General features: G+C 52.5%; 21 protein-coding genes and 1 other RNA gene. 9 read left to right on the top strand and 13 right to left on the bottom strand.

From position 1 onward, the window contains the following. Nucleotides 1–54: 54 nt before the first annotated feature. The 3 genes from OMQ46_RS13275 to OMQ46_RS13265 form a co-directional block, all read right to left on the bottom strand. Nucleotides 55–630 carry a BON domain-containing protein gene (locus OMQ46_RS13275; protein WP_266237579.1) on the bottom strand — a complete coding sequence of 192 codons (576 nt, stop codon included), beginning with the start codon at nucleotides 628–630 and terminating at the stop codon, nucleotides 55–57. 61 nt (nucleotides 631–691) lie between these two features. Beyond that, complete coding sequence (locus tag OMQ46_RS13270; RefSeq protein WP_266237577.1) at nucleotides 692–1054, bottom strand: YraN family protein; 363 nt, start codon at nucleotides 1052–1054, stop codon at nucleotides 692–694. Between the two features lies 1 nt (nucleotide 1055). Then, nucleotides 1056–2939: a penicillin-binding protein activator gene (locus tag OMQ46_RS13265; protein ID WP_266237574.1), complete on the bottom strand. Its 1884-nt coding sequence runs from the start codon at nucleotides 2937–2939 to the stop codon at nucleotides 1056–1058. A gap of 66 nt (nucleotides 2940–3005) precedes the next feature. Here OMQ46_RS13265 and rsmI point away from each other — a divergent pair, with 66 nt between their 5' ends. After that, nucleotides 3006–3854, top strand: coding sequence for a 16S rRNA (cytidine(1402)-2'-O)-methyltransferase (gene rsmI, locus OMQ46_RS13260; protein WP_266237572.1), 849 nt, complete (start codon nucleotides 3006–3008; stop codon nucleotides 3852–3854). A 25-nt stretch (nucleotides 3855–3879) separates the two neighbouring features. Next, an RNA gene (gene rnpB, locus OMQ46_RS13255) (RNase P RNA component class A) lies at nucleotides 3880–4227 on the top strand. A 6-nt stretch (nucleotides 4228–4233) separates the two neighbouring features. On the opposite strand, the gene OMQ46_RS13250 is transcribed toward rnpB, so the two are convergent. From OMQ46_RS13250 to coxB, 10 genes are all read right to left on the bottom strand, one after another. Further along, entirely contained in the window at nucleotides 4234–5748 is a 1515-nt protein-coding gene (locus OMQ46_RS13250; protein WP_266237570.1) for a GGDEF domain-containing protein, read from the bottom strand. Between the two features lie 166 nt (nucleotides 5749–5914). After that, nucleotides 5915–6511, bottom strand: a complete 597-nt coding sequence (locus OMQ46_RS13245) for a Yip1 family protein (protein ID WP_266237568.1) — start codon at nucleotides 6509–6511, stop codon at nucleotides 5915–5917. A 90-nt stretch (nucleotides 6512–6601) separates the two neighbouring features. After that, nucleotides 6602–7498 carry a heme o synthase gene (gene cyoE / locus OMQ46_RS13240; RefSeq protein WP_266237566.1) on the bottom strand — a complete coding sequence of 299 codons (897 nt, stop codon included), beginning with the start codon at nucleotides 7496–7498 and terminating at the stop codon, nucleotides 6602–6604. 4 nt (nucleotides 7499–7502) lie between these two features. Next, nucleotides 7503–8501, bottom strand: a complete 999-nt coding sequence (locus OMQ46_RS13235; RefSeq protein ID WP_266237563.1) for a COX15/CtaA family protein — start codon at nucleotides 8499–8501, stop codon at nucleotides 7503–7505. Between the two features lie 4 nt (nucleotides 8502–8505). Beyond that, nucleotides 8506–9039 (bottom strand): SCO family protein, encoded by a 534-nt coding sequence (locus OMQ46_RS13230; RefSeq protein ID WP_266237561.1) that lies wholly within the window; start codon nucleotides 9037–9039, stop codon nucleotides 8506–8508. Beyond that, a complete protein-coding gene (locus OMQ46_RS13225) occupies nucleotides 9036–9734 on the bottom strand; it encodes an SURF1 family protein (protein ID WP_266237543.1) in 699 nt (232 codons plus the stop codon). Before OMQ46_RS13225 ends, OMQ46_RS13230 begins: the two co-directional genes overlap by 4 nt. A 23-nt stretch (nucleotides 9735–9757) precedes the next feature. After that, nucleotides 9758–10645 carry a cytochrome c oxidase subunit 3 gene (locus OMQ46_RS13220; protein ID WP_266237541.1) on the bottom strand — a complete coding sequence of 296 codons (888 nt, stop codon included), beginning with the start codon at nucleotides 10643–10645 and terminating at the stop codon, nucleotides 9758–9760. Between the two features lie 26 nt (nucleotides 10646–10671). Further along, nucleotides 10672–11217, bottom strand: a complete 546-nt coding sequence (locus OMQ46_RS13215; RefSeq protein WP_266237538.1) for a cytochrome c oxidase assembly protein — start codon at nucleotides 11215–11217, stop codon at nucleotides 10672–10674. Then, nucleotides 11214–12791 carry a cytochrome c oxidase subunit I gene (ctaD, locus tag OMQ46_RS13210; RefSeq protein WP_266237536.1) on the bottom strand — a complete coding sequence of 526 codons (1578 nt, stop codon included), beginning with the start codon at nucleotides 12789–12791 and terminating at the stop codon, nucleotides 11214–11216. Before ctaD ends, OMQ46_RS13215 begins: the two co-directional genes overlap by 4 nt. Before the next feature lie 7 nt (nucleotides 12792–12798). Then, entirely contained in the window at nucleotides 12799–13914 is a 1116-nt protein-coding gene (gene coxB, locus OMQ46_RS13205) for a cytochrome c oxidase subunit II (protein WP_266237535.1), read from the bottom strand. Between the two features lie 538 nt (nucleotides 13915–14452). Between coxB and mraZ the strand changes: the two genes are divergently transcribed. From mraZ to mraY, 7 genes are read left to right on the top strand one after another with little or no spacing between them, the layout of a single operon-like run. Then, nucleotides 14453–14905 carry a division/cell wall cluster transcriptional repressor MraZ gene (gene mraZ, locus OMQ46_RS13200; protein WP_416234843.1) on the top strand — a complete coding sequence of 151 codons (453 nt, stop codon included), beginning with the start codon at nucleotides 14453–14455 and terminating at the stop codon, nucleotides 14903–14905. 9 nt (nucleotides 14906–14914) lie between these two features. Then, entirely contained in the window at nucleotides 14915–15853 is a 939-nt protein-coding gene (gene rsmH / locus OMQ46_RS13195; RefSeq protein ID WP_266237532.1) for a 16S rRNA (cytosine(1402)-N(4))-methyltransferase RsmH, read from the top strand. Further along, the gene (ftsL, locus tag OMQ46_RS13190; protein WP_266237531.1) at nucleotides 15850–16143 is read left to right on the top strand and encodes a cell division protein FtsL; all 294 of its coding nucleotides are present in this window, start codon (nucleotides 15850–15852) and stop codon (nucleotides 16141–16143) included. The genes rsmH and ftsL overlap by 4 nt, the downstream gene beginning before the upstream one ends. Further along, a complete protein-coding gene (locus OMQ46_RS13185) occupies nucleotides 16140–17846 on the top strand; it encodes a peptidoglycan D,D-transpeptidase FtsI family protein (protein ID WP_266237529.1) in 1707 nt (568 codons plus the stop codon). The genes ftsL and OMQ46_RS13185 overlap by 4 nt, the downstream gene beginning before the upstream one ends. Beyond that, nucleotides 17843–19387: a UDP-N-acetylmuramoyl-L-alanyl-D-glutamate--2,6-diaminopimelate ligase gene (locus OMQ46_RS13180; RefSeq protein ID WP_266237528.1), complete on the top strand. Its 1545-nt coding sequence runs from the start codon at nucleotides 17843–17845 to the stop codon at nucleotides 19385–19387. The genes OMQ46_RS13185 and OMQ46_RS13180 overlap by 4 nt, the downstream gene beginning before the upstream one ends. Beyond that, nucleotides 19387–20760 (top strand): UDP-N-acetylmuramoyl-tripeptide--D-alanyl-D-alanine ligase, encoded by a 1374-nt coding sequence (locus tag OMQ46_RS13175; RefSeq protein WP_266237526.1) that lies wholly within the window; start codon nucleotides 19387–19389, stop codon nucleotides 20758–20760. Before OMQ46_RS13180 ends, OMQ46_RS13175 begins: the two co-directional genes overlap by 1 nt. Continuing rightward, entirely contained in the window at nucleotides 20741–21823 is a 1083-nt protein-coding gene (gene mraY / locus OMQ46_RS13170) for a phospho-N-acetylmuramoyl-pentapeptide-transferase (protein ID WP_266237525.1), read from the top strand. The genes OMQ46_RS13175 and mraY overlap by 20 nt, the downstream gene beginning before the upstream one ends. Nucleotides 21824–21829: the final 6 nt, after the last annotated feature.

The raw sequence follows: 21829 nt of genomic DNA, 5'->3' as shown, positions 1-21829 counted from the left end.
GCTCAATAAAAAAGGCTCCCTCGGGAGCCTTTTCTGTTTGTCTCACTGATGAACTCAGTCAGTGTATTCGAATATTTTAACCACACGCTGAACGCCGGCGGTATTGGTCACCAGATCCACTGCCTGTTGTGCTTCAGATCGGCTGACCAGCCCCAACAGATAAACGATGCCACGTTCAGTGACGACCTTGATGTGAAAAGGATCGATTCGCTCATCGGTTGCCATTTTGGCTTTGATTTTGGAAGTGATCCAGGTATCGGTACTGCGCGAGGGCAGAGCGCTGGGCGCGGCAATAGCCAGCTCATTATGAATCCGCCTGACTTTAGGGATCTGTTTGACCTCGGCAGTGGCTTTCTGCTTTAGAGATTCGCTGGGCGTTTCACCCGTTAGCAATACAACACCATTGAAGCTGGTGACATTGATATGACTCTGATCGTAGATTTCCTTATTGTTAAACAGCGCATAAGCAGCTTTAAATTCAATGCCCTGATCATCAATCACTGTTCCGGTGGTTCGGCGGTCATAAGCTACGGCAGCACCGGTAGCAGCACCACCGACAACGGCCGGTGCACAGCCCTGAATCAACAGGACAGGGACAACCATCCAGGCGAGATGTTTGAGCTTATTCATACTGAGCAATCCTCACATAAATATAATTTGTTGTTGTGCGGTCTTTATAGACCGCTTGCTATTAGCCTTGTTCAAAGGCGTTCTGAATCCATTGCATCCGGTAACCATCGTCTGCGAGGCTGACGCCAACCACATCAAACCGGCAACTGTCATGTTGAACACGATGCCGCTGCAGGTACTGTTCGGCGGTATGAATCAACCGTAACTGCTTGGTCCTGGTCACCGATTCCGCGGCACTGCCAAAAGCGGCACTGCGGCGAAAACGCACTTCTACAAACACCAGCACATTACCATGTTGCATAATGAGGTCAATCTCACCACCGCGGCTATGATAATTACGGGTCAGCAGTTTCAACCCCTGCTGCTGGAGATAACGGCAGACTGCTGTTTCAACTTCTGTGCCCTTGTCCCTGGCAAACAACATGTCACGGCAGGCTCTGCAAATGGCCCTGTTTGAATTGGCCCCAACGCATGTCACGCTCAACACGGCCAGTGTCGTTAATAGACAAAACACCGGTGGCACCCTGATATACCTGTTGCGGATCCCGGCTGAGTTGATTCAGCTCCGGAATCAGGCGATAGGCATCTACGCCCATGGCATAGAGCCTGAACAGGCCTCCGGGCTGACCCTCTGTCTGATTTTGTACCGCCTGATAAGCCTCATCCTGATTACTTTCGCTGGCAAACATCCAGGGAATGTCAGTAATGACTAATTCATTGAGATCGATATCCTGTTGTGGATCCGGTTGACCACTGTAAGCGTGTGAGGTCGCAATCAGTGGCAGGTTACCGCTGCGATGGAATTTTAGTTGAGGCACCAGTTGACGGGCTTTCAGCGGTCTCGCAACCAGAAACAGGAAGTCGATATCCTGGCGACGTCGCGGTTCAAACTCCATTGAGCGACCCAGTACGCGCTTCAATGCCTGATAACGCTGTTCGCTGACATCAAGGCCCATGAGAGGTATCAGGGTGTCACGGAAATCATTATCTGATTCGTTATAACTGGCTAGGGATAAAACATTACCACCCTGTTCGCGCCAGGCTGAACTGAAGGCACTGGCAACACGCTCACCCCATTCTCCCTGAGGTGCGAGAATGACGGCATGCTGATAGCCTTTACGGCGGGCAAAGTCGGCGACCGCCATAGCGTCATCTTCCGGGGCCAGGCCGAATTGGAAAAGGTTGGGGCGACTGAGTACGGGATCAATACGATTCAGCGCCAGCACTGGAACCGGCAGTTCAGACAGTTTGGCCACCGCTTCGACAGAAGCTTTTTGTAGCGGACCAATGACCACACCTGCACCGCGCGAGACTGCCTCCTGATAGAGCTGATCAACATTACTGCGGCCAGAGTAAGGATCAGTTTTGACATCCAGAAAATGCAGTTGACTACTGGCACCGCTGGCAAAGTGCGCGGCAATGATACCTTGTTTGATAGCACGGGCAGCCTCAATGAAGGGCCCCTCTGCTGGCAGCATCACGGCAATATCACCAAGCTGTTGCGGCAGTGTAGTGCCGCTGGTTTTGATGCTCTCCTTATACAGCGAAGGGTCCGCAGGATGATTGGGGTACGTGCGACGCCAGTCTTCGAGCGCGACAGCCAGTGCTTCAGGGTTATCCTGATAGGCCTTGATGGCGTAAGCGAGAGCAAACCAGCCGCTGTCATCCGCTGGTGGGTAGCCCGGGTTATATAAATCCAGTGCCTGTGGTGTCATTTGCATCAATGCCTGCCACAGCGTATTACGGTTTTGTTCTATAGCCGCCTCATCACTCAGCAGTTTTTCCAGTGCTAAGTGGGCATTGGCTTTCTCCAGCCAGTTACTGGTCAGCGTGTAGGCGTCAGAACGCAGTTGCAGCAGTTTGACGCGGTCTTCAGCGTTGAGACTGCTAGTGTCGATGTCCGCCATCGCGGCCAAAGCGGCTTCGCCCTGACTGTTGTAGAGTGCAATTTCTGCACCGAGGGTGGCTGCGACATAGCGTTTAGCGTCACTGAGCAGCGCTGTCTTGACTTGTTGCAGGGCTGAGCTGGCCTGTTCAACCTGGCCCGTCTGCCAGAACAGTTCGGCGGCTCGCAGCAAGTACAGTGCCTGACGTTCGCCTTCATGGTCGGCGGCCAGTTGCAGATATTGTTCTGCTGCCTGTTGATACTGACCTTCCGTTTCTGCTGTGACTGTCTCTATTTGAGTGGGGCGGGCCTTGCCCAGGGGGCCCTGGACGGGCTGACAAGCGGTCATCAGAAACAGGAGCATAATGGCCGGTAACAGCAACAAGCGATTGAGAGGCATATCAGATGTCTGTGTTGTTATCATGGAAGCATCATCTTACCTGTTCGCGTATATTACGACCACAATTACACATTGAATTAAGGAAAAATTGTGACTGCTTCACAAGCCGGGCAATTGTACGTAGTGGCGACGCCCATCGGCAATCTGAATGACTTTTCTCAGCGCGCCATCGATACACTGAAAGCGGTAGATCTTATCGCGGCAGAAGATACGCGTCACAGCAAGCCTTTGCTGCAGCATTTTGCGATCACCACACCACTGCAGTCATTGCACGAACATAACGAACAGCAACGCAGTGAGTTGTTAGTGCAACGCCTGCAGGCCGGTGACTCGATAGCGCTGATCAGTGATGCGGGTACGCCGCTTATCAGTGACCCGGGCTACCGACTGGTGTCGCTGGTCAAATCTCAGGGAATTCAGGTCATTCCTGTACCGGGCAGTTGTGCGCTGATTTCGGCGTTATCTGCCTCGGGTATCGCCTCTGATCGATTCAGTTTTGAGGGCTTTCTGCCAGCCAAGGCCGGTGCTCGTCGTCAGCAACTGTCACAGCTTAAAAACGAACAGCGAACGTTGATCTTTTATGAAAGTCCCCGTCGTCTCCTCGACACCCTCAAGGATTGTGTTGAGATTTTTGGGGATCAGCGCCGTGCCTGTCTGGCACGGGAACTGACCAAGATTCATGAAACGATTGAAACCCGTCGGCTCATTGCGCTGGAGGAATGGGTAGCGGCGGATGCCAATCAACAGCGCGGTGAATGTGTGCTGCTGATTGAGGGCGCGTCTGATGTGGTTTCGGCTGACGAACAGGAAATGCAGCGTGTACTGGCACTGTTGCTGCCGGCGCTACCAGTGAAAAAAGCTGCGGCCATCACTGCCGGCATCACCGGTGGCAGCAAGAACGAGGCTTATCAGCTGGCATTGAAATTACAGCAGAAATAAACGCGCTGGGGTAAAATAGCCGGCTTGAGACGACCAGACAATCGCGCCTGCCACGGCAGGTGAGGAAAGTCCGGGCTCCACAGGGTAAGGTGCCAGGTAACACCTGGGAGGCGTGAGCCTACGGCCAGTGCAACAGAGAGTATACCGCCGGTTTGTCTAGGCAAGCCGGTAAGGGTGAAAGGGTGCGGTAAGAGCGCACCGCGCTTCTGGTAACAGAAGTGGCAGGGTAAACCCCACCTGGAGCAAGACCAAATAGGGGAACATCATGTGCGACCCGCACTGTTCCCGGGTAGGTTGCTTGAGGCTGATGGTGACATCAGTCCCAGATGAATGATTGTCCTCGACAGAACCCGGCTTATGGTCGTCTCAACCTTATTTTCTATCTCTGAGTTGAAGTATTTCCGTTTTCAGACTGGTATACCCGCACCGTATTTTTACCACGTTTCTTGGCTTCGTACATCGCGATATCGGCCTTTTTCAGCAAGGTCTGATCGTCATCACCATGTTCGGGATAGAGGGCAAGGCCAATACTGGCTGAAACCTGAAGCTTGTAATCATCGATATCTATTGGCAGCGCTAATGCTGTCAGTAGTTTCTCGGCAACATGCAGACCGTCATCAATGCTGTCGATTTCCGGTAGCAGAACGACGAATTCATCACCGCCAACACGGGAGAGTGTGTCAGATAGCCGTAATAATGAGGTGATACGCTCAGATACGGCCTTTAGCAACAAATCCCCAACATCATGTCCATAGCTGTCATTGATCGCTTTGAATCCATCCAGATCGATGAATAAAACGCCCAGTCGCAGCTGATTTCGAGACGCATACTTCAGCGCCAGACTCAGCCTATCCTCGAACAAAGTACGGTTGGGTAAATCGGTCAGAGAATCATGATAGGCGAGATGGCGGATTTTCTGTTCCATCTCAATCCGGTCAGTGATGTCGTAGAACCAGGCCAGGATTGAAGGCGTGTTAAGGTAATTCACCTTCAGAAAAGAGCCGATGCACCACTTCACCTCCTCTGAATGACTCGACGTGACCTTGAGTAACAGATTGGAAACCGTTTGATTTCGCTGCAATCGTTCTTTGATAGATTCAATCTGCGTTTCTTCGATGGCGAACCCGGCCCGTTTTTTAGTATCGAAAGGTTTAAAACTGCGACTGAACAACTCCAGATAACGCCTGTTAACGTAGAGTGTCTGCTCATCACTCAGGCTGAAAATGCTGACCGCGACCGGACTGAAATTCAATACTTCACGGAACTGGCTGGCATCTTGTCTGGCTCGAATTCTGAGATTCAGGTTCTCGTGCAGGCTGGTTCCCTGTAAGCGTCCCGTATTAAGCATGAAACCGGCAAACAACATCAGCATCAGGCCCATTGCCAACGGCAGTTCATTGCCAGCAATGAAGTAATGGAGGCTGTTGGGTAATATGGTTGCCATAATAAAACTGACCACAGCCACTCTGTCGGTGGCAAGCGATGAAGTCGCACCCACCACCAGACCGCCCAGAGTGAAGGTGATAAACAATTGGTAACTCAACTCAACCTGCTGAGAAAAGAAAAATCCCGCCCAACCCCAGATCAGACCGGACATCAATGTGCCAAACCTGAAAAATTGAAGATGTAGTTGAATCTGTTGGTGATCAATGCTCACTGAGCGGTTGAATTGGTAAAAGACCAGTAAGCGGATGATGTGAAGGCTCACCAGTATGATCAGCCATGAGAGCAGCGTACCGTAGTTAACCTGATCATCGAGAACAGTCGCCATAATGACCGCGAGACAGGTGCTGATAAATAGAGAGACCGGTATTGAACCGGTTAGCAGTTTATATTTTTCGAGATCTTCAATGAGGTCGCTATTGGGAGACGTATTGTGATTGTCGGTATCCATTGCTCAGAGCCTTCGTCTGCGGCGATCTCGCAAACACATACAGTACCATTGATACAGAGCCAGTCATTGATTTCAATCACAATTAGAGCAACCCTGCAGGATCAACACTATTCTGCGCCTGCTCAGAACGCAGGTGCAGAATAGCGCATCAGTGTGATGACAGTAGTTATACGACGATGGTACTCCAGATGATCACTGTCAGTACGTTAAATACAACCAGCATGCACAATCCTGCAGAAATAATTGAGGTCGAGACTACATAGCCTTTACCCTCATCAATATTCATATAAATGGGAATCCCCAGATACAACAGATAGAGGCTGTAGCAGACCGATAACAGTAGCACCAGCATAGCCAGCCAGACGATCGGTACAAAACCAATCAGACCCGCCATATACATGGGTGTTGCAGTGTAGGTGGTAAATAACAGGCAACGTCCAAAACTGGCTTCTTCACCAAAGGCTCTTTCCATGGCAAAGGTGAAATAGGCCATCATTGAAGTAAAGGTGATAATCAGTATATAAAATGCCACTGCCATTGGCAGGGCATCGGCCAGCACGACCTTGTTGAACTCACTACCGGCCAGACTCCAGCCAACCTGATTAATACCTATCAAAAAAGCCACTGCCGGCACTGCAGCCAGAATGACCATACGCAAGATACCGAACTGCGTAATATCGAGATTTTCGTCACTGATTGATTTCCACTCGACACGTGGAACGGTGAAAAGCCCCCAGAAGTGCTTACGATGATGATGGTACATAGCAGACCTCCTTGTGGTCGTTAACTGAGCATTAACATCAAGGACCGCTTCAGTTTCACTTTATGCCCTTTTTTAGGGATCTTCAAGCGCTTAGCCGAATATCATGCTGTCGACCAGCAACAGCAGGAACAGCCACATCAAGTACTGAATTGAATACTTGAACAGACGCCAGGCAGCGAGCGGATCCTGTGCATCAAACAAATGTTTCACGCCCCGGAATTGATAGGCATTCAGTAGTAGAACACCAGTCAGATACAGCCAACCGCTCATGCCGGTGACGAACGGTAGTAGCGTGCAGGCGAACAGCAACAGACTATAAAGCAGGATCTGAACTCGGGTGAAGGCTTCGCCGTGGGTGACCGGTAGCATAGGCACGTTGGCACCGGCATATTCCTCTTTTTTATGCAATGCCAGGGCCCAGAAGTGGGGCGGTGTCCAGACAAAGATGATCAGCACCAGCAACAGGGCATTGGGATCAATTTGTCCGCTTACTGCAGTCCAGCCCAGTAATGGAGGCATGGCACCGGCGAGTCCGCCGATGGTGATATTCTGCGGTGTTGCCCGTTTCAGAAACAGTGTGTAAATCACGGCATAACCAATCAAAGCAAACAGCGTCAGCCACATGATGACCGGATTGACCAGAAACCACAGCAGCAAAAGCCCCGACGCTGCCAAAATCAAGGCAAAAGTGAGCGCCTGAAGTGGCGTGAGATGACCGGTCACCACCGGCCGCTGACGGGTCCGGGCCATGGTGGCATCCAGCTTGTGATCAATCAGGTTGTTAATGGCAGCGCCACTGGCCGCACAACACGCAATGCCGATAACGGCGATGGTCAAAACGCCCGGGTCGGGCCAGCCTGGTGCCAGTAATGCGCCGACCAGGGCAGTCAGCAGCATCAGCAGTACGACTTTGGGTTTGCACAGTGCCAGGTAATCTTTCCAGTTGGCACGGTGTAAAGCAGGCGTTGTGACAATAGAGTTTTGCATGGCGTCACCCCGTAGTTTGTGAGACAGAAGTTCGGCGGTGGGCAATACCGCTGGCAGCCGGTTTCAATCGCTGATGAAGATCAAGCAGACACAGCATCAGCAAGGCGGCACCGGTGTTATGAGCGAGAGCCAGAGTCAGGGGCAGCATCAGCAGTGCGTTAGCAATGCCCAGTGCGATCTGCAATGTGGTCAGAAACAGGAGTAGACAGATCTGCATTCTGAGCATCGTATAGCGCCATAAAGCGATGCATAGGCTGATAAGACACAGGGTCAATATCATCGCAAAAAAACGATGCACCACCTGAATGCTTTGTCTTGCTGCAGCTGATAGCAGACCGCCTTCGTGACTTTGATCGATAAACGCTGTCAGGTTAAAGGCCTCTTTTAAGGGCGCTGCCGGCAGCCATTGCCCCTGACAGGTAGGGAAGTCGGTACACGCCAGACCGGCATACTGACTGCTGGTCCAGCCACCCAGGCTGATCTGAAAGAAAGTGAGTATGATCACTGTGCTCACTAAGTTTTTCAGGGTCGCTGGAATAGTCACCCTGTCCAGAGGATAAAACTGCTTACGCAGCCGCCAGAGTAAGGCGAGAAGTATCATGCCGCCCAGCAGGTGAATGGTGACAATCTGGGGTTGCAGTTTCATGGTCACTGTCCACATGCCAAACAGGGCCTGGGCGATAACCAGTGCAAGCAGGCCGCGGCTCAGCCAGAGACTGCGCGGGCTGGCTCCCGGGTCTCTTTCCACCCGTATCATGATTAGCAGGATAATCAGACCCAGTAAGCCCGCTGCGTAACGGTGAATCATTTCCATCCAGGCCTTGCCGGTATCAAGGCCGCTGAAAAGATGCTTCTCATGCTCTGCCGGCGGTAGCAGTTGACCATAGCAGCCCGGCCAGTCAGGGCAGCCGAGCCCGGCATCCAGCAATCGGGTCAGGGCACCGAGGGTGACCACGATGAAGGCGAGGGCAAATGCGAGGTTGGCGAGAGACTTGAGTGACATAGCCCTATCCGATATGTGAAGCCTTGAGTAACCAGTCGATATCGGCCAGAATTTTTTGGCCGTTCAAATCGGGTGCAAAACGCATCACCAGATTCCCTGCCGGATCAACCAGCCAGAAGCTGTGATCCTGCCAGTCAAGCTGATTTTGATTAAACCAGTCAATCAACGCTGGTGCAGTGACTGAGCGGACTTGTTCGAAGTTGACGTTATCGGGTCGGTCCTTGCCCATGTCACTTGAAAGCCATAAAGGCTGAACCCGTTTCAGGTCTGAACCCATTGCCGTGTGTAATTGCTGCAAGCGGTGTAACTGCTCGGCACAACCGTTATTGCATTGCTGACTGAGCATCAAGAGCCCCCACTTGCCGTCCAGCTCGTCAGAGAGCTGCTGAGGCACAGTCATGCCTGCCGGCATTAATTCGCCATTATTTTTGGTATCCAGTGGCAGCTTATTACCGATTAAAGCCAGCCCCCAGGCAAAGAGCAATGGCAATAAAGCGATCAGCCAGATGATTCTGAATAGCCATGGCTTTTGTGTCATGATTCCCTCCGGCGACTGGCAATCACTGTGATGATGCCGCAGGCAAGGCCGATAAGCAGCCATTGCACTGCATAACCCGCGTGCATCGGATATTTGTTTTCAGGTGCAGCATCAACGGCAACCAGCCCGACCGGTGCCGGATCGGCATAGATAACATAGGGCAACAGCTTGATATTCAGATGCTGACTAAGCAACGGGATCTCGATTTGCTGTAAAACCCCGGGCCAGGCAGGATCTTCTCTGGCCTCTGCCAGCATCAAGCCGGGCTCCGGTGTTTTGATTCGGCCTGTGAGCCTGTTGATATCACTAAACGCTGTCAGCGATGGTTTCGTTTCTGTTTTAGCTGTCCAGCCGAGGTTGACCAGTATTGGACCCTGCTGACTTCTCAACAGACCGAGTACATGCCAACCAACCTGTCCCTGATATATCTGGTTGTCCAGCAGGAACAGGTTTTCGATAGTCCCCCTCGTCTCGACCCGCTGGAATTCAGGCAAGTCCTGAGAAAGTAATGCGGGTGGCTGATTTTGTTGCTGCAGGTAGACCTGGTAGCGTGCTTCAGCGGCCTGGGCTCTTTGCCACTGCCAATGGGAGAGAAACAGACACAGACTGATCGCGAATGCGGCAAATAGCAGATAAGCCGGACGCAATGTGAATGCGCCCTGAAACCTAGTCTGAAGCAGTCGTTGTGCTGTCACAAAATCTCCTTGAATCGGGCTTCCTATAGCAAATAAACAGTGGTGAATAGAAAAATCCAGACCACATCGACAAAGTGCCAGTACCAGGCGCCGGCTTCAAAGCCGAAATGCTTGTCCGGGGTAAAGTGACCCTGAAACACTCGGAACAGCAACACCAGTAAAATAATGCTGCCGATGGTGACGTGGGCACCGTGAAAACCGGTCAGCATGAAAAACGTGGCCCCGTAAATACCGGACTTCAGGGTCAGATCCAGTTCAGTGTAGGCATGAATATATTCATAGATCTGCAGACCCAGGAAAGTCAGGCCCAAGACAATAGTCAGGCTGAGCCAGCCTTTCAGCTTGGGTCTGTCTTCACGTTTCAGGGCTTTGTGAGCCGCGAGCAGGGTAAAGCTTGAGCCGACCAGTAACACCGTATTAATCAGCGGTATGTGCCAGGGATTGATGACTTCCCGGATGGGTGGAAACTGCTCCGGGTTGGGGGCCTGCATCAGCGGCCATGAGGCCTGAAACTGCGGCCAGAGCATGCTGGCCAGGCCTTTATCACCCTCACCATCCAGCCAGGGCACGGCAAACACCCGGATGTAAAACAGCACGCCGAAGAAGGCAAAAAAGAACATGATTTCGGAGAAAATAAACCAGGACATCCCGTAACGGAAGGAGCGGTCCATCTGCGCTGAATAAAGACCCTGGCGTGATTCAGCAATCACTGCTGCAAACCAGCCAATCATCATGCCTGCCAGGATCAAAGCGCCTGAGTTGAGCATAATCTGCGCCAGCAGGCTGTCGCTCTCCTGTTGCAGCGAATAAATCAGGGCGGCGGCACCGCCAAGGGTCAGAAACAGTCCGACAGCACCGATAATCGGCCAGTGACTTTGTGGTGGAACATAGTAGGCGGAATGTTGGGCCATAATGAGTTCCTCCCTAAATGACAGCGCTAGTCGACGCCGCTCGCGTCGCGCTCACTGATATCAAACAAGGTATAGGATAAGGTCAGCTTGCTGATCTCCTCCGGTAGTGCAGGATCAACAAAAAACACCAATGGAAACTGTTTGGCTTCGCCGGCCGCAAGCGGCTGACGCTGGAAACAGAAACATTCGATTTTATTGAGGTAATCGGCCGCCTGAGGTGGAGATACACTGGGTATAGCCTGTGCGACCACCGCCCGGTTATAGCTGTTGTTGACTGAAAAATGGATCTGTTTACGTTCACCTACAGTCAGTTTGATTTCTTCCTGTTCCGGGTAGAAGCCCCAGGGTAAATTGTCATTGCGATTGGCAACAAACTGGACCGTGATGGTCCGGTCTGAATTGGCAGCCAGGGCATTGATGTCCCCCTGATAGGCGCCTTTGGTTTTACCGTTCAGGCCGGTGACTTCGCAAAACACATCATAAAGTGGGACCAGCGCAAAGCCGAAGCCGAACATCAGCACCACGATGAGAATCAGACCACTGGGGCTTGAAGGTTTGAGCCAGTGTTTCATTTTCGCTCCAGATCCGGCGGGGTAGTAAAGGTATGGTACGGGGCCGGTGTCGGCACACTCCATTCCAGTCCGCGGGCACCTTCCCAGGGCAATTGCTCAGCTTTTTTACCACTGCGTACGGTTTTAATCAGGATATAAACAAACAGCAGCTGGGTGGTGCCAAACAGGAAGGCACCGAGACTGGTCAGCATATTAAAATCAGCAAATTGCAGGGCATAATCGGGAATCCGTCTTGGCATGCCGGCGAGACCAACAAAGTGCATCGGGAAGAATGTCAGATTGACACCGATAAAGGACAGCCAGAAATGCCATTGCCCCAGTTTCTCGTCATACATTTTGCCGCTCCACTTGGGCAGCCAGTAATAGACGGCAGCGATGATGCCAAACACAGAACCGGGTACCAGCACATAATGAAAATGAGCGACGACAAAATAGGTGTCGTGATACTGAAAGTCAGCCGGTGCAATGGCAAGCATCAGGCCTGACAGCCCACCGATGGTAAACAGCACGATAAAGGCGATCGCAAACAGCATCGGTGTTTCAAAGGTCATCGATCCTTTGAACATGGTGCTTATCCAGTTAAACACCTTAACCCCGGTCGGCACGGCTATCAGCATCGTGGTGTACATGAAAAACAGTTCACCCGCGAGCGGCATGCCAACGGTAAACATATGGTGAGCCCAGACGATAAAAGACAGGAAAGCGATAGCCACCGTGGCAAGCACCATGGCCCGGTAACCAAACAGGGGTTTGCGGGCGAAAGTGGGGATGATTTCTGAAATCACGCCGAATGCCGGCAGCACCATGATGTAAACCTCGGGATGCGCGAAGAACCAGAACACATGCTGGAACAGCACCGGATCGCCACCGCCGGCCGCACTGAAGAAACTGGTGCCGAAATGCACATCCATCAGCACCATAGTTACAACCGCAGCCAGGACCGGCATGACCGCTATCAAAAGAAAGGCAGTGATCAGCCAGCTCCAGACGAACAGCGGCAGATCCATCATTTTCATGCCCGGTGCCCGCATATTGAAAATGGTGACGATGACGTTAATGGCGCCGAGAATCGAAGAAATCCCCATCATATGCACGGCAAACACAAAGAAAGTCACACTGGGCGGGGCATAAGTGGTCGATAAAGGCGCATAGAAAGTCCAGCCAAAGTCAGGCGCGCCGCCCGGCATGAATAATGTCGACAGCAACATCGCAAAGGCAAACGGTAATATCCAGAAGCTGAAATTGTTGAGCCGTGGCAGGGCCATATCGGGGGCGCCTATCATCAGCGGCACCTGCCAGTTAGCGAGACCGACGAAGGCCGGCATCACGGCACCGAATATCATGATAAGGCCATGCATGGTCGTCATCTGGTTGAAGAATTCCGGCATCACCAATTGCAGGCCCGGCTGGAATAATTCCGCCCGAATCACAAAGGCCATGGTGCCGCCGATAAACAGCATGATCAGACTGAATACCAGATACAGTGTCCCGATATCCTTGTGGTTGGTGGTCAGTATCCAGCGGCTAAAGCCCTTGGCTGGTCCGTGATGCATCGTCTCTGCGTGTGCGCTCATAACGACCTCACTGTTTATCCATCAGGTCCTGTATTTCGGCAGGGGTGACCCTATCACCGGTCTTGTTGCCCCAACTGTTGCGTTCAAAGGTGATGACTGCGGCAATATCGACGGCGGTGAGTTGTTTGCCGAAAGCCGGCATGCCTTTCTCCACCCGGCCGTTGGTCACGATCTTCATATGGTCCAGTTTTTCACCCTGAACGATGCTGCTACCGTCCAGCGCCGGGAATGTCGGCGGCATACCGGAGCCATCCGCCTGGTGACAGGCAGCACAGTTTTTCTCGTAGACCGTGGCACCGGTATTGACCAGCTCTTCCAGGCTCCAGTCTTTGTCAGCAGCAGCGACAGCGGCTTGCTGCGCGGCTTTCTGGTCGGCCAGCCAGGTCTCATATTCCGACTCGGTGACGGCTTTCACTTCAATCGGCATGAAAGCATGATGTTTGCCGCAGAGTTCAGCACATTGCCCTCGATACACACCGGGTTCCTTGATGCGGGTCCATGACTCGTTGATAAAGCCTGGAATGGCATCTTTTTTGATCGCCAGATCCGGCACCCACCAGGCATGAATCACATCATTGGAAGTAAACAGAAAGCGGACTTTTTTGTGAACCGGTACGACAACGGGGTTATCCACTTCCAGCAGGTAGTTGGGGTTTTTCTTTTTGCGGTTTTCGATCTCTTCACGTGGCGTTGCCAGCACGCTGAAAAAGTCGACATCTTCACCGATGTATTTGTAATGCCACTTCCACTGATGACCCGTGACCTGGATATCGATATCCGACTCACTGGCGTCATAGAGATCACCGAGGGTAATGGTGGAGGGGATAGCGATGGCCACCAGAATCAGGAAAGGAATGGTGGTCCAGATGACTTCAACCAGAATATTGCCATGGAACTGGGCCGCCTCATGCCCCCGCGACTTTCGATGATGATATATCGACCACAGCATGACGCCGAAAACCACCACGGCGATTGCCAGGCAGATATAGAAAATGGTCATGTGCAGGTTGAAAACGGATTGACTGGTGTCGGTCACACCAGTAGGCATGTTGAATTCCAGCGCCAGGAGCGGCGCGGGGGGCAGAACAAGAGCGAGACAGAAAAGATGCAGTCGTCGGCACATAGCACTCTCCTTGCATCGAGGGTGAAGCCATCATTGGCGTTCACGCTGCAAAAATAATTTGCTCTTAAGAATCAAGTATATGCCTTTTATAGGAATTTACCAGTCCGATTTAAAAAAGGAGCTAGCCCCGGCTTTTTCGGGGCGAGGGGGAAGAGAAAAGCTCAATATCGATTCCGTCTGAAAAGTCTTATTTTGTTGTGGCAGATAGGTATAATCGGCGCCTGATTATGCCAATGGCGATCTGTTGGCGATGAATCTGTTGACCAATTATTCTCTGAAGCCATCCTGGAACGAATAGCAAAAAGTCTCAACAGCTAGAATTTACTTTAAGTTCATCAGCCACAGTTTTGATAAAGAACATGTCCTTGACACTGCCTTCACAGACTTTTCTCCCACTTTTGCCAAATGTCGCTAAGTCCTTGTCATAAAAAGAGGATTTTGTTGATCCAGATGCTTGACTTCATGCATTTGCAATCCTATAGTGTCGACAAGTGGGGAAAAGTGGATCTAAGTGGATCAATTTTTTTGAGGGCGGCAAGTGTTTCGAGGCGTGGCAACATTCAATCTGGATGCCAAAGGGCGGATGGCGATACCAGCCAAGTTCCGCAAGCATCTTGACGTCTGTTGTGAAGGCCGTCTGATTGTCACCATCGATCATTCTGATCACTGTCTACAGTTATATCCACTGCCCGAATGGGAACTAGTTGAACAAAAGCTCACTGCGCTCCCCAGTTTGAATCCACAAGTCCGTCGTTTGAAAAGAATGCTGCTCGGTAATGCCACAGAATGTGAAATGGATGGTAATGGTCGTATTTTGCTGCCAGCCAAACTGCGTGAATTCGCCGGCCTCGACAAAAGCATGGTGATGACCGGGCAAGGCAACAAGTTTGAACTCTGGAATGAGCAAACTTGGAATGAACTCATGGATGACTGTCTGGAAGAGAAGTTTGACGAGAATCTAACGGCTGAACTCGAAAGCCTGTCGATATAGGGCGGAATTATGACTGAGATCCACTCGGAACATCTGCCAGTCTTGCTCGATGAGACGCTCGACGCCCTGTCTGTAAAAGCCGACGGTAAGTACCTCGATGCCACTTTCGGCCGTGGTGGACATAGCCGTGCGATTTTGGCGCAACTTTCTGAAAACGGTCGTCTCCTTGGTCTGGATCGTGATCCCCAGGCGGTGGCGACCGGTAAACAGCTGGCCCAGGATGATCCCCGTTTTGCCATTGAGCACTGCGCCTTCTCCGAACTGGCGGGAGTCGTGCACGCTCGTCTGTGGCAAAACCAGATTGACGGCATTCTGATGGATATCGGTGTGTCTTCACCTCAACTCGATGATGCCGGGCGTGGTTTCAGCTTTTACAAAGACGGTCCGCTGGATATGCGGATGAATCCCGAGGTCGGTATCAGTGCCGCTGAATGGCTGGCTACCGCGGAGATGGACGATATTGCTCACGTGCTCAAAAGCCTGGGTGAAGAGCGTTATAGCAAACGCATTGCCCGTGCCATTGTTGAAAGTCGTGATGACAAGCCGATTACTACGACCAAGCAACTGGCTGAACTGGTGGATAAGGCCAGTCCGTCACGGGAAAAAAACAAGCATCCGGCTACCCGCACTTTCCAGGCAATACGTATCTATATTAATAATGAGTTGGAAGAACTGCGTCAGGCGCTGGAACAAGCCCTCGATGTGCTGGCTGTTGGCGGCCGTCTGGTTGTGATCAGCTTCCATTCGCTGGAAGACCGAATTGTTAAACGTTTTTTCCGTGATGAAGCCCGCGGTGATGATTTGCCTGCGCATTTTCCGGTTACGGTGGATCAACTCAATCCGCGTCTGAAAATTATCGGCAAGGCGGTTAAAGCCGGTGATGCAGAGCTGTCTGTCAATCCGAGAGCACGTAGCGCCATCATGCGCGTGGCGGAGAAGCTGGCATGAAGCTGAAGCATTATCTGGAACAGGTGCATATCGATATACCGATGCTGGTGATGGTATCACTGGTCATCGTCTCGGCGGTCGGTGTGATCTATTCCAAGCACCTTAACCGCAATGAATTCATCCAACTGCAGAAGCTGGAAAAACAACGTGACCTGCTCAATGAAGAATGGGGCAGACTGCTACTCGAGCAGAGTACCTGGGGCAGTCCCAGCCGGGTTGAACAACAGGCGAGAACCCGTTTGAACATGATCGTGCCCAGTGCCGATATGACTGTGGTGATCAAACGATGAGTGCGGCACGCGTGAGTCATCAGCACGTCGGCCTCTGGCGGCTAAACCTGGTCAGGGTGATGTTCATCCTGTTCGTGCTGGGTTTATGCTGGCGTCTGGCTGATATTCAGATCCTGAACCCGGAATTTTTGCGAAATCAGGGCGATGCCCGTCATCTGCGTCAGGTGCCGGTTGTCGCTCATCGCGGGATGATACTGGATCGCAGTGGTGAACCACTGGCCATCAGTACGCCGGTACATTCAATCTGGCTGAATCCGCAGGATGTGCCGACGCAGCACCCCAAACTGAGTCAGTTGGCCGAGCAGTTGAATCTGTCGGTCAGCACCCTGCGTGACAAAATCAGCGGTAACCAGTCACGGGAATTTATTTATCTGAAACGCCATGTCACCCCGGAACTGGCCCAGAGTGTCAAAGCGCTGGGTATTCATGGCGTTTATTTGCAGCGCGAATACAAACGATACTATCCGGCCGGCGAAGTGACCGCGCATATGCTCGGCTTCACCAATATTGATGATATCGGTCAGGAAGGACTGGAGTTGACCTACGATGCAGTACTGACCGGACGTTCCGGTCTCAAACGCATGGTGCGCGACAGCAAAGGCAATTTTGTTGAGGGCGGTGAATTGATTCGCCCTGCCAAAGCCGGCGAAAATATTCAGCTCAGCATTGACCTTCGTTTGCAACATCTGGCGTATCAGGCACTCAGAAAAGCCGTTGACGAACATAAGGCAGAGGCTGGCACGGCAGTGGTGCTGGATATTCAAAACGGCGAAGTGCTTGCCATGGTCAACCAGCCCTCCTTCAATCCGAATAATCGTGAAGGGTTGAAGCCGAGCCATTATCGTAACCGTGCGGTGACCGACTTGTTTGAGCCGGGATCTACCGTCAAACCATTCACAGTCGCCAGCGGTATTAAATCCGGCAAATTCGATCTGACTTCAATCATCAACACCCACCCGGGTGTGTTTCGCGTCAGTGGGCACCCGATTCGCGACTTTCGTGACTATGGGGAAATCGATCTGACCACATTGATACAGAAGTCCAGCAACATCGGCGCCACCAAGATCGCGCTGGAGCTTGACCCTGAGGTCCTATGGCAGGATTTTGCCCGTTTCGGACTGGGAGAGTCGACCGGTGCCTACTTCCCGGGCGAAGTCATGGGTACGATGCCTGACCCTTCATCATGGCGAACGCTGGACCGAGCCACCATGGCTTTCGGTTATGGTTTATCAACCTCAGCGCTGCAACTGGCAAGAGCCTACAGCGTGCTCGGCAGTGGCGGCATCTTAAAGCCGGTAACTTTTGTCAAAAATGGTGAAATGCCAAAAGGGCGTCGCGTGTTTGCCGCCGATTTGATGCATCAGGTACTGGCAATGATGGAAAAGGTGGTTGAGCCCGGCGGGACTGCGACCCGTGCCGCTGTGGCTAATTACCGCGTAGCCGGTAAAACCGGTACCGCCAAAAAATCAATCAGTGGCGGCTACGCCGACAAACGCTATCAATCCGTTTTTGCAGGGATTATCCCGGCCAGCGCGCCACGCCTGGCTATGGTCGTCATGGTGGACGAACCCCGTGGTGAGGAATACTACGGCGGCGCAGTGGCAGCCCCGGTCTTCGCTGAAGTGATGACCGGCGCGATGCGACTACTCAATATCGCACCGGATGCATTACCGATGACGCAAATGCAGGTGGCCAACAAATGATCACATCTATTGTGAAAAGACAATCGCTAACCCGGCTGCTGGAGGATTGGGTAGCTGATGATGTCGCCTTGCAGGAGTGCATGCTGAGTGATATCAGCATGGACAGCCGACGGGTCACTGCCGGTTGTCTGTTCCTGGCATTGGCAAAACAAGCTACAGAAAGAGAAAAACACCTGCACCAGGCGCTGGATAAAGGCAGTTTTGCTGTGCTGATTGATGCCGACCAGCCACTGACACCCGCTGAAAAAGCATTACTGGAAGAGGAAGTGGTCACAGCCTACCCGATCAGGAATCTGGCCCAGCAGGCCGGATATATCGCAGCCCGTTTCTACGAAAATCCCTCTGAACACATGACTGTGATTGCTGTGACTGGCACCAACGGCAAGACGTCAGTCAGTCAGTTTATCGCTCAGGCACTGGAAGCCAGTGGTCAGCCCTGTGGTGTTATCGGCACAATGGGGGCCGGGCGTGTCAGTGATCTGGAACTGACCGGTATGACTACGCCCGACCCGGTATCAATGCAACGCCTGCTGGCGGGCTTTGAACAGGAAGGTTGTCGTTATGTGGCGCTTGAAGCTTCATCTCATGCGCTGGTCCAGGGGCGGCTCAACAGTGTCGATGTCAATGTTGCCGTGCTGACTAACCTCAGCCGCGATCATCTGGATTATCACCGGACAATGGCACAGTATGCGGCCGCCAAACAGACACTGTTTGAAATGAGCTCGGTCAGTCAGGCGCTGCTTAATATTGATGACGCTTTTGGTCTCCAGGTCAAACAGGCACTGCGTGCTGATATCGAGTTGCTGACATACAGCAGCCACGTTGAAGCAGACATTGCCGCTTCACAGATTGAATGCCGCCGTGATGGGGTTGCCTTTGAGCTGAACATCCATCAACGCAGGCAAGCTGTTCAACTGCCAGTCATGGGCCGATTCAATGTCGATAATCTGCTGGCGACCCTGGGAGTGATGAAACTGATCGGCTTTGATGACGAGCAGGCCTGTGAAGCACTGCAACATTGCCATGCAGTCTCCGGCCGGATGGAAGCCCATGGTCAGGCCGACCAACCCTGTGTGGTGATAGATTATGCCCACACCCCGGATGCGCTGGAGCAGGCCTTGAAAACGCTACGCAGTCATTTGCCGGAGGATGGTGAGCTCTGGTGTGTCTTTGGCTGCGGGGGCGATCGTGACAAGGGTAAACGACCGCTGATGGGCCAGATTGCCGAGGCGGAAGCAGATCGTGTCGTTATCACTGACGATAATCCACGCACTGAAAATCATCAGGCGATTGTCGACGATATTCTGGCTGGCTGCCGGCAACCGGAGAAAGTCCGGGTGGAACTGGATCGTAAAGCCGCCATTCGCTATGCCCTGTCACAGGCTTCCACCAGGGACATTGTGCTAGTCGCTGGCAAGGGCCATGAAGCCTATCAGGAAATCGATCATATTAAATATCCTTTCAGCGATACGCTGATCGTGACAGATGTTCTCGGCGAACTGCACAGCGGTGGTGTCTATAACGTCATGGGGGGGCACTGATGGCGTTATCGATGACACTGGCGCAACTAAGCAATTTACTGGGCTGTGAGACCAACGCGGGCGAAGTTAAAGTGCGTGGCGCTGTGATTGATACCCGGAAGATAAAAGAGGGACAACTGTTTGTCGCTCTTAAAGGCGAACATGTCAATGGCCATGATTTTCTTGCCCAGGCCCGTGAAGCGGGAGCCAGTGCTGCGCTGGTGTCAGAACTGCGTGATGACCCGCTGCCGCAGTTGTTGGTCAAGGATGTTCGCCAGGCCTTTGCCAAAATCGCGCGTGCTTGGCTGCATCAGAATCGGACCCGGGTTGTAGCTATTACCGGCAGTAACGGTAAAACCAGCGTGAAGGAGATGGTCACTGCCATTTTGCGGCAGATGGGCCCCGTCCTGTCGACACAGGGTAACTACAACAACGAACTGGGTGTGCCGCTGACACTGTGCCGTCTGGATCCTGAGGACAAGTTCGCTGTGATTGAAATGGGTACCAACCATCCTGGAGAAATCGCCCAACTGGTCAAGATTGCCCAACCCGATGTCGCGGTCATCAATAACATTGCACCGGCTCACCTGGAGGGCTTCGGTACCGAAGCGGGGGTGGCAGTTGAAAAAGGCGCTATTTATACGGGGTTGTCGGAAACGGGTACCGCCGTGGTCAATGCCGACATGCCTTATCAGGAAATATGGGCACCGTTGATTGCGGATAGAAAAATCCTGACTTTCGGCCTGGAGAATGAAGCTGATATCCACGCGGACTACATTCAGCCGGATCCTACAGCCAGCCACTTCATGGTTGAGATGGAAGGGGTCAGTCATCATTTTGATCTGCCCTTACCGGGTTTGCACAACGTCAACAACGCTCTGGCTGCGATTGCAGTCTGCCGCGCACTGGAAGTGCCGGTAGATGCAATGGTGCGTGGTCTCGCCAGTATGCGTGCCGTACCTCATCGGCTGCAATTGAGAAAAGGCATTAATGACTCTCGCCTGCTTGATGATACCTACAACGCCAACCCCGGTTCCTACTTACAGGCACTGAAAACCCTGAGCAGCTTTGCTGGCGAGCGCTGGTTGGTGCTGGGGGATTTCGGTGAACTGGGTAAAGACACTGACAAGATTCACGGTGAGATGGGTAAACAAGCACAAGATGCCGGTGTCAGCAGATTATTCACCGTTGGTGCCAGCAGTCAAATGGCCGGACAGCAGTTTGGGTGCGGTGCACGACATTTTGAGGATCTCGACGCTTTGCAGCAGAGCCTGAAACAGGACTTGGGCAGCGATGTGACATGCCTGATCAAAGGCTCGCGTTTTATGCAACTGGATAAGCTGGCCGATCGGCTGGCGCAAGAGGGAGAGGGCAATGCTGCTGCTGTTAAGTGAATACCTGAGCCAATATTACAGCGGGTTTAATGTCTTCCAGTATCTGACACTGCGGGCGATTCTGGGAACAATGACGGCGCTGGGCATTGCCTTGCTGATCGGTCCGACTATGATTCGGCAACTGAGTTTTAAACAGATTGGCCAGGTGGTCCGACGCGATGGTCCGGAATCACACTTCAGCAAGAGTGGCACCCCGACCATGGGCGGCTCCCTGATTCTGGTGGCGATTGCTGTCAGCACCCTGTTATGGGCAGACCTCAGCAATCGATATGTCTGGGTGGTACTGACTGTGACCCTGGCCTTCGGTGTGATTGGCTTTGTTGATGATTACATCAAGCTGGTGAGGCAGGACCCGCGCGGTCTGCTGAGCCGTTATAAATATTTCTGGCAGTCGGTGTTTGGTGCCGGTGCAGCGGTATTTTTGTTTTTGACAGCAACCGTCCCCGAGGAAACCACGTTGATCGTGCCGTTTTTCAAAGAAGTCGTGATTCCACTGGGCGGCTGGTACATGCTGCTGACCTACCTGGTGATTGTAGGCAGTAGTAACGCGGTTAACCTGACCGACGGTCTCGACGGGCTCGCGATTATGCCCACGGTGATGGTGGCGGCAGCACTGGGCTTGTTCAGTTATGTCGGTGGTCACTTTGAGTTTGCGCAGTATCTGCAGATTCCGTTTATCCCCAGTGCCGGTGAACTGACCGTATTCTGCGCCACACTGGTCGGGGCTGGACTGGGCTTTCTGTGGTTCAACACTTATCCCGCACAGGTGTTTATGGGCGATGTCGGCGCGCTGGCGCTGGGAGCAGCATTAGGGACCGTCGCCGTGCTGGTTCGCCAGGAACTGGTACTGCTGATTATGGGCGGCGTGTTTGTGATCGAAACCCTGTCGGTGATGATACAGGTCGCCTCATACAAGCTACGCGGGAAACGCGTGTTCCTGATGGCGCCGATACACCACCACTATGAGCTTAAAGGCTGGCCAGAGCCACGCATCATCGTGCGTTTCTGGATAGTGACGGTATTCCTGGTTTTGATTGGTTTGGCAACGCTGAAAATACGATGACAAGAA

The sequence above is a fragment of the Methylophaga sp. OBS1 genome, assembly GCF_026319365.1.
The sequence above is the reverse complement of the archived record's forward strand: the minus strand, read 5'-3'. Positions and strand labels throughout refer to the sequence as shown.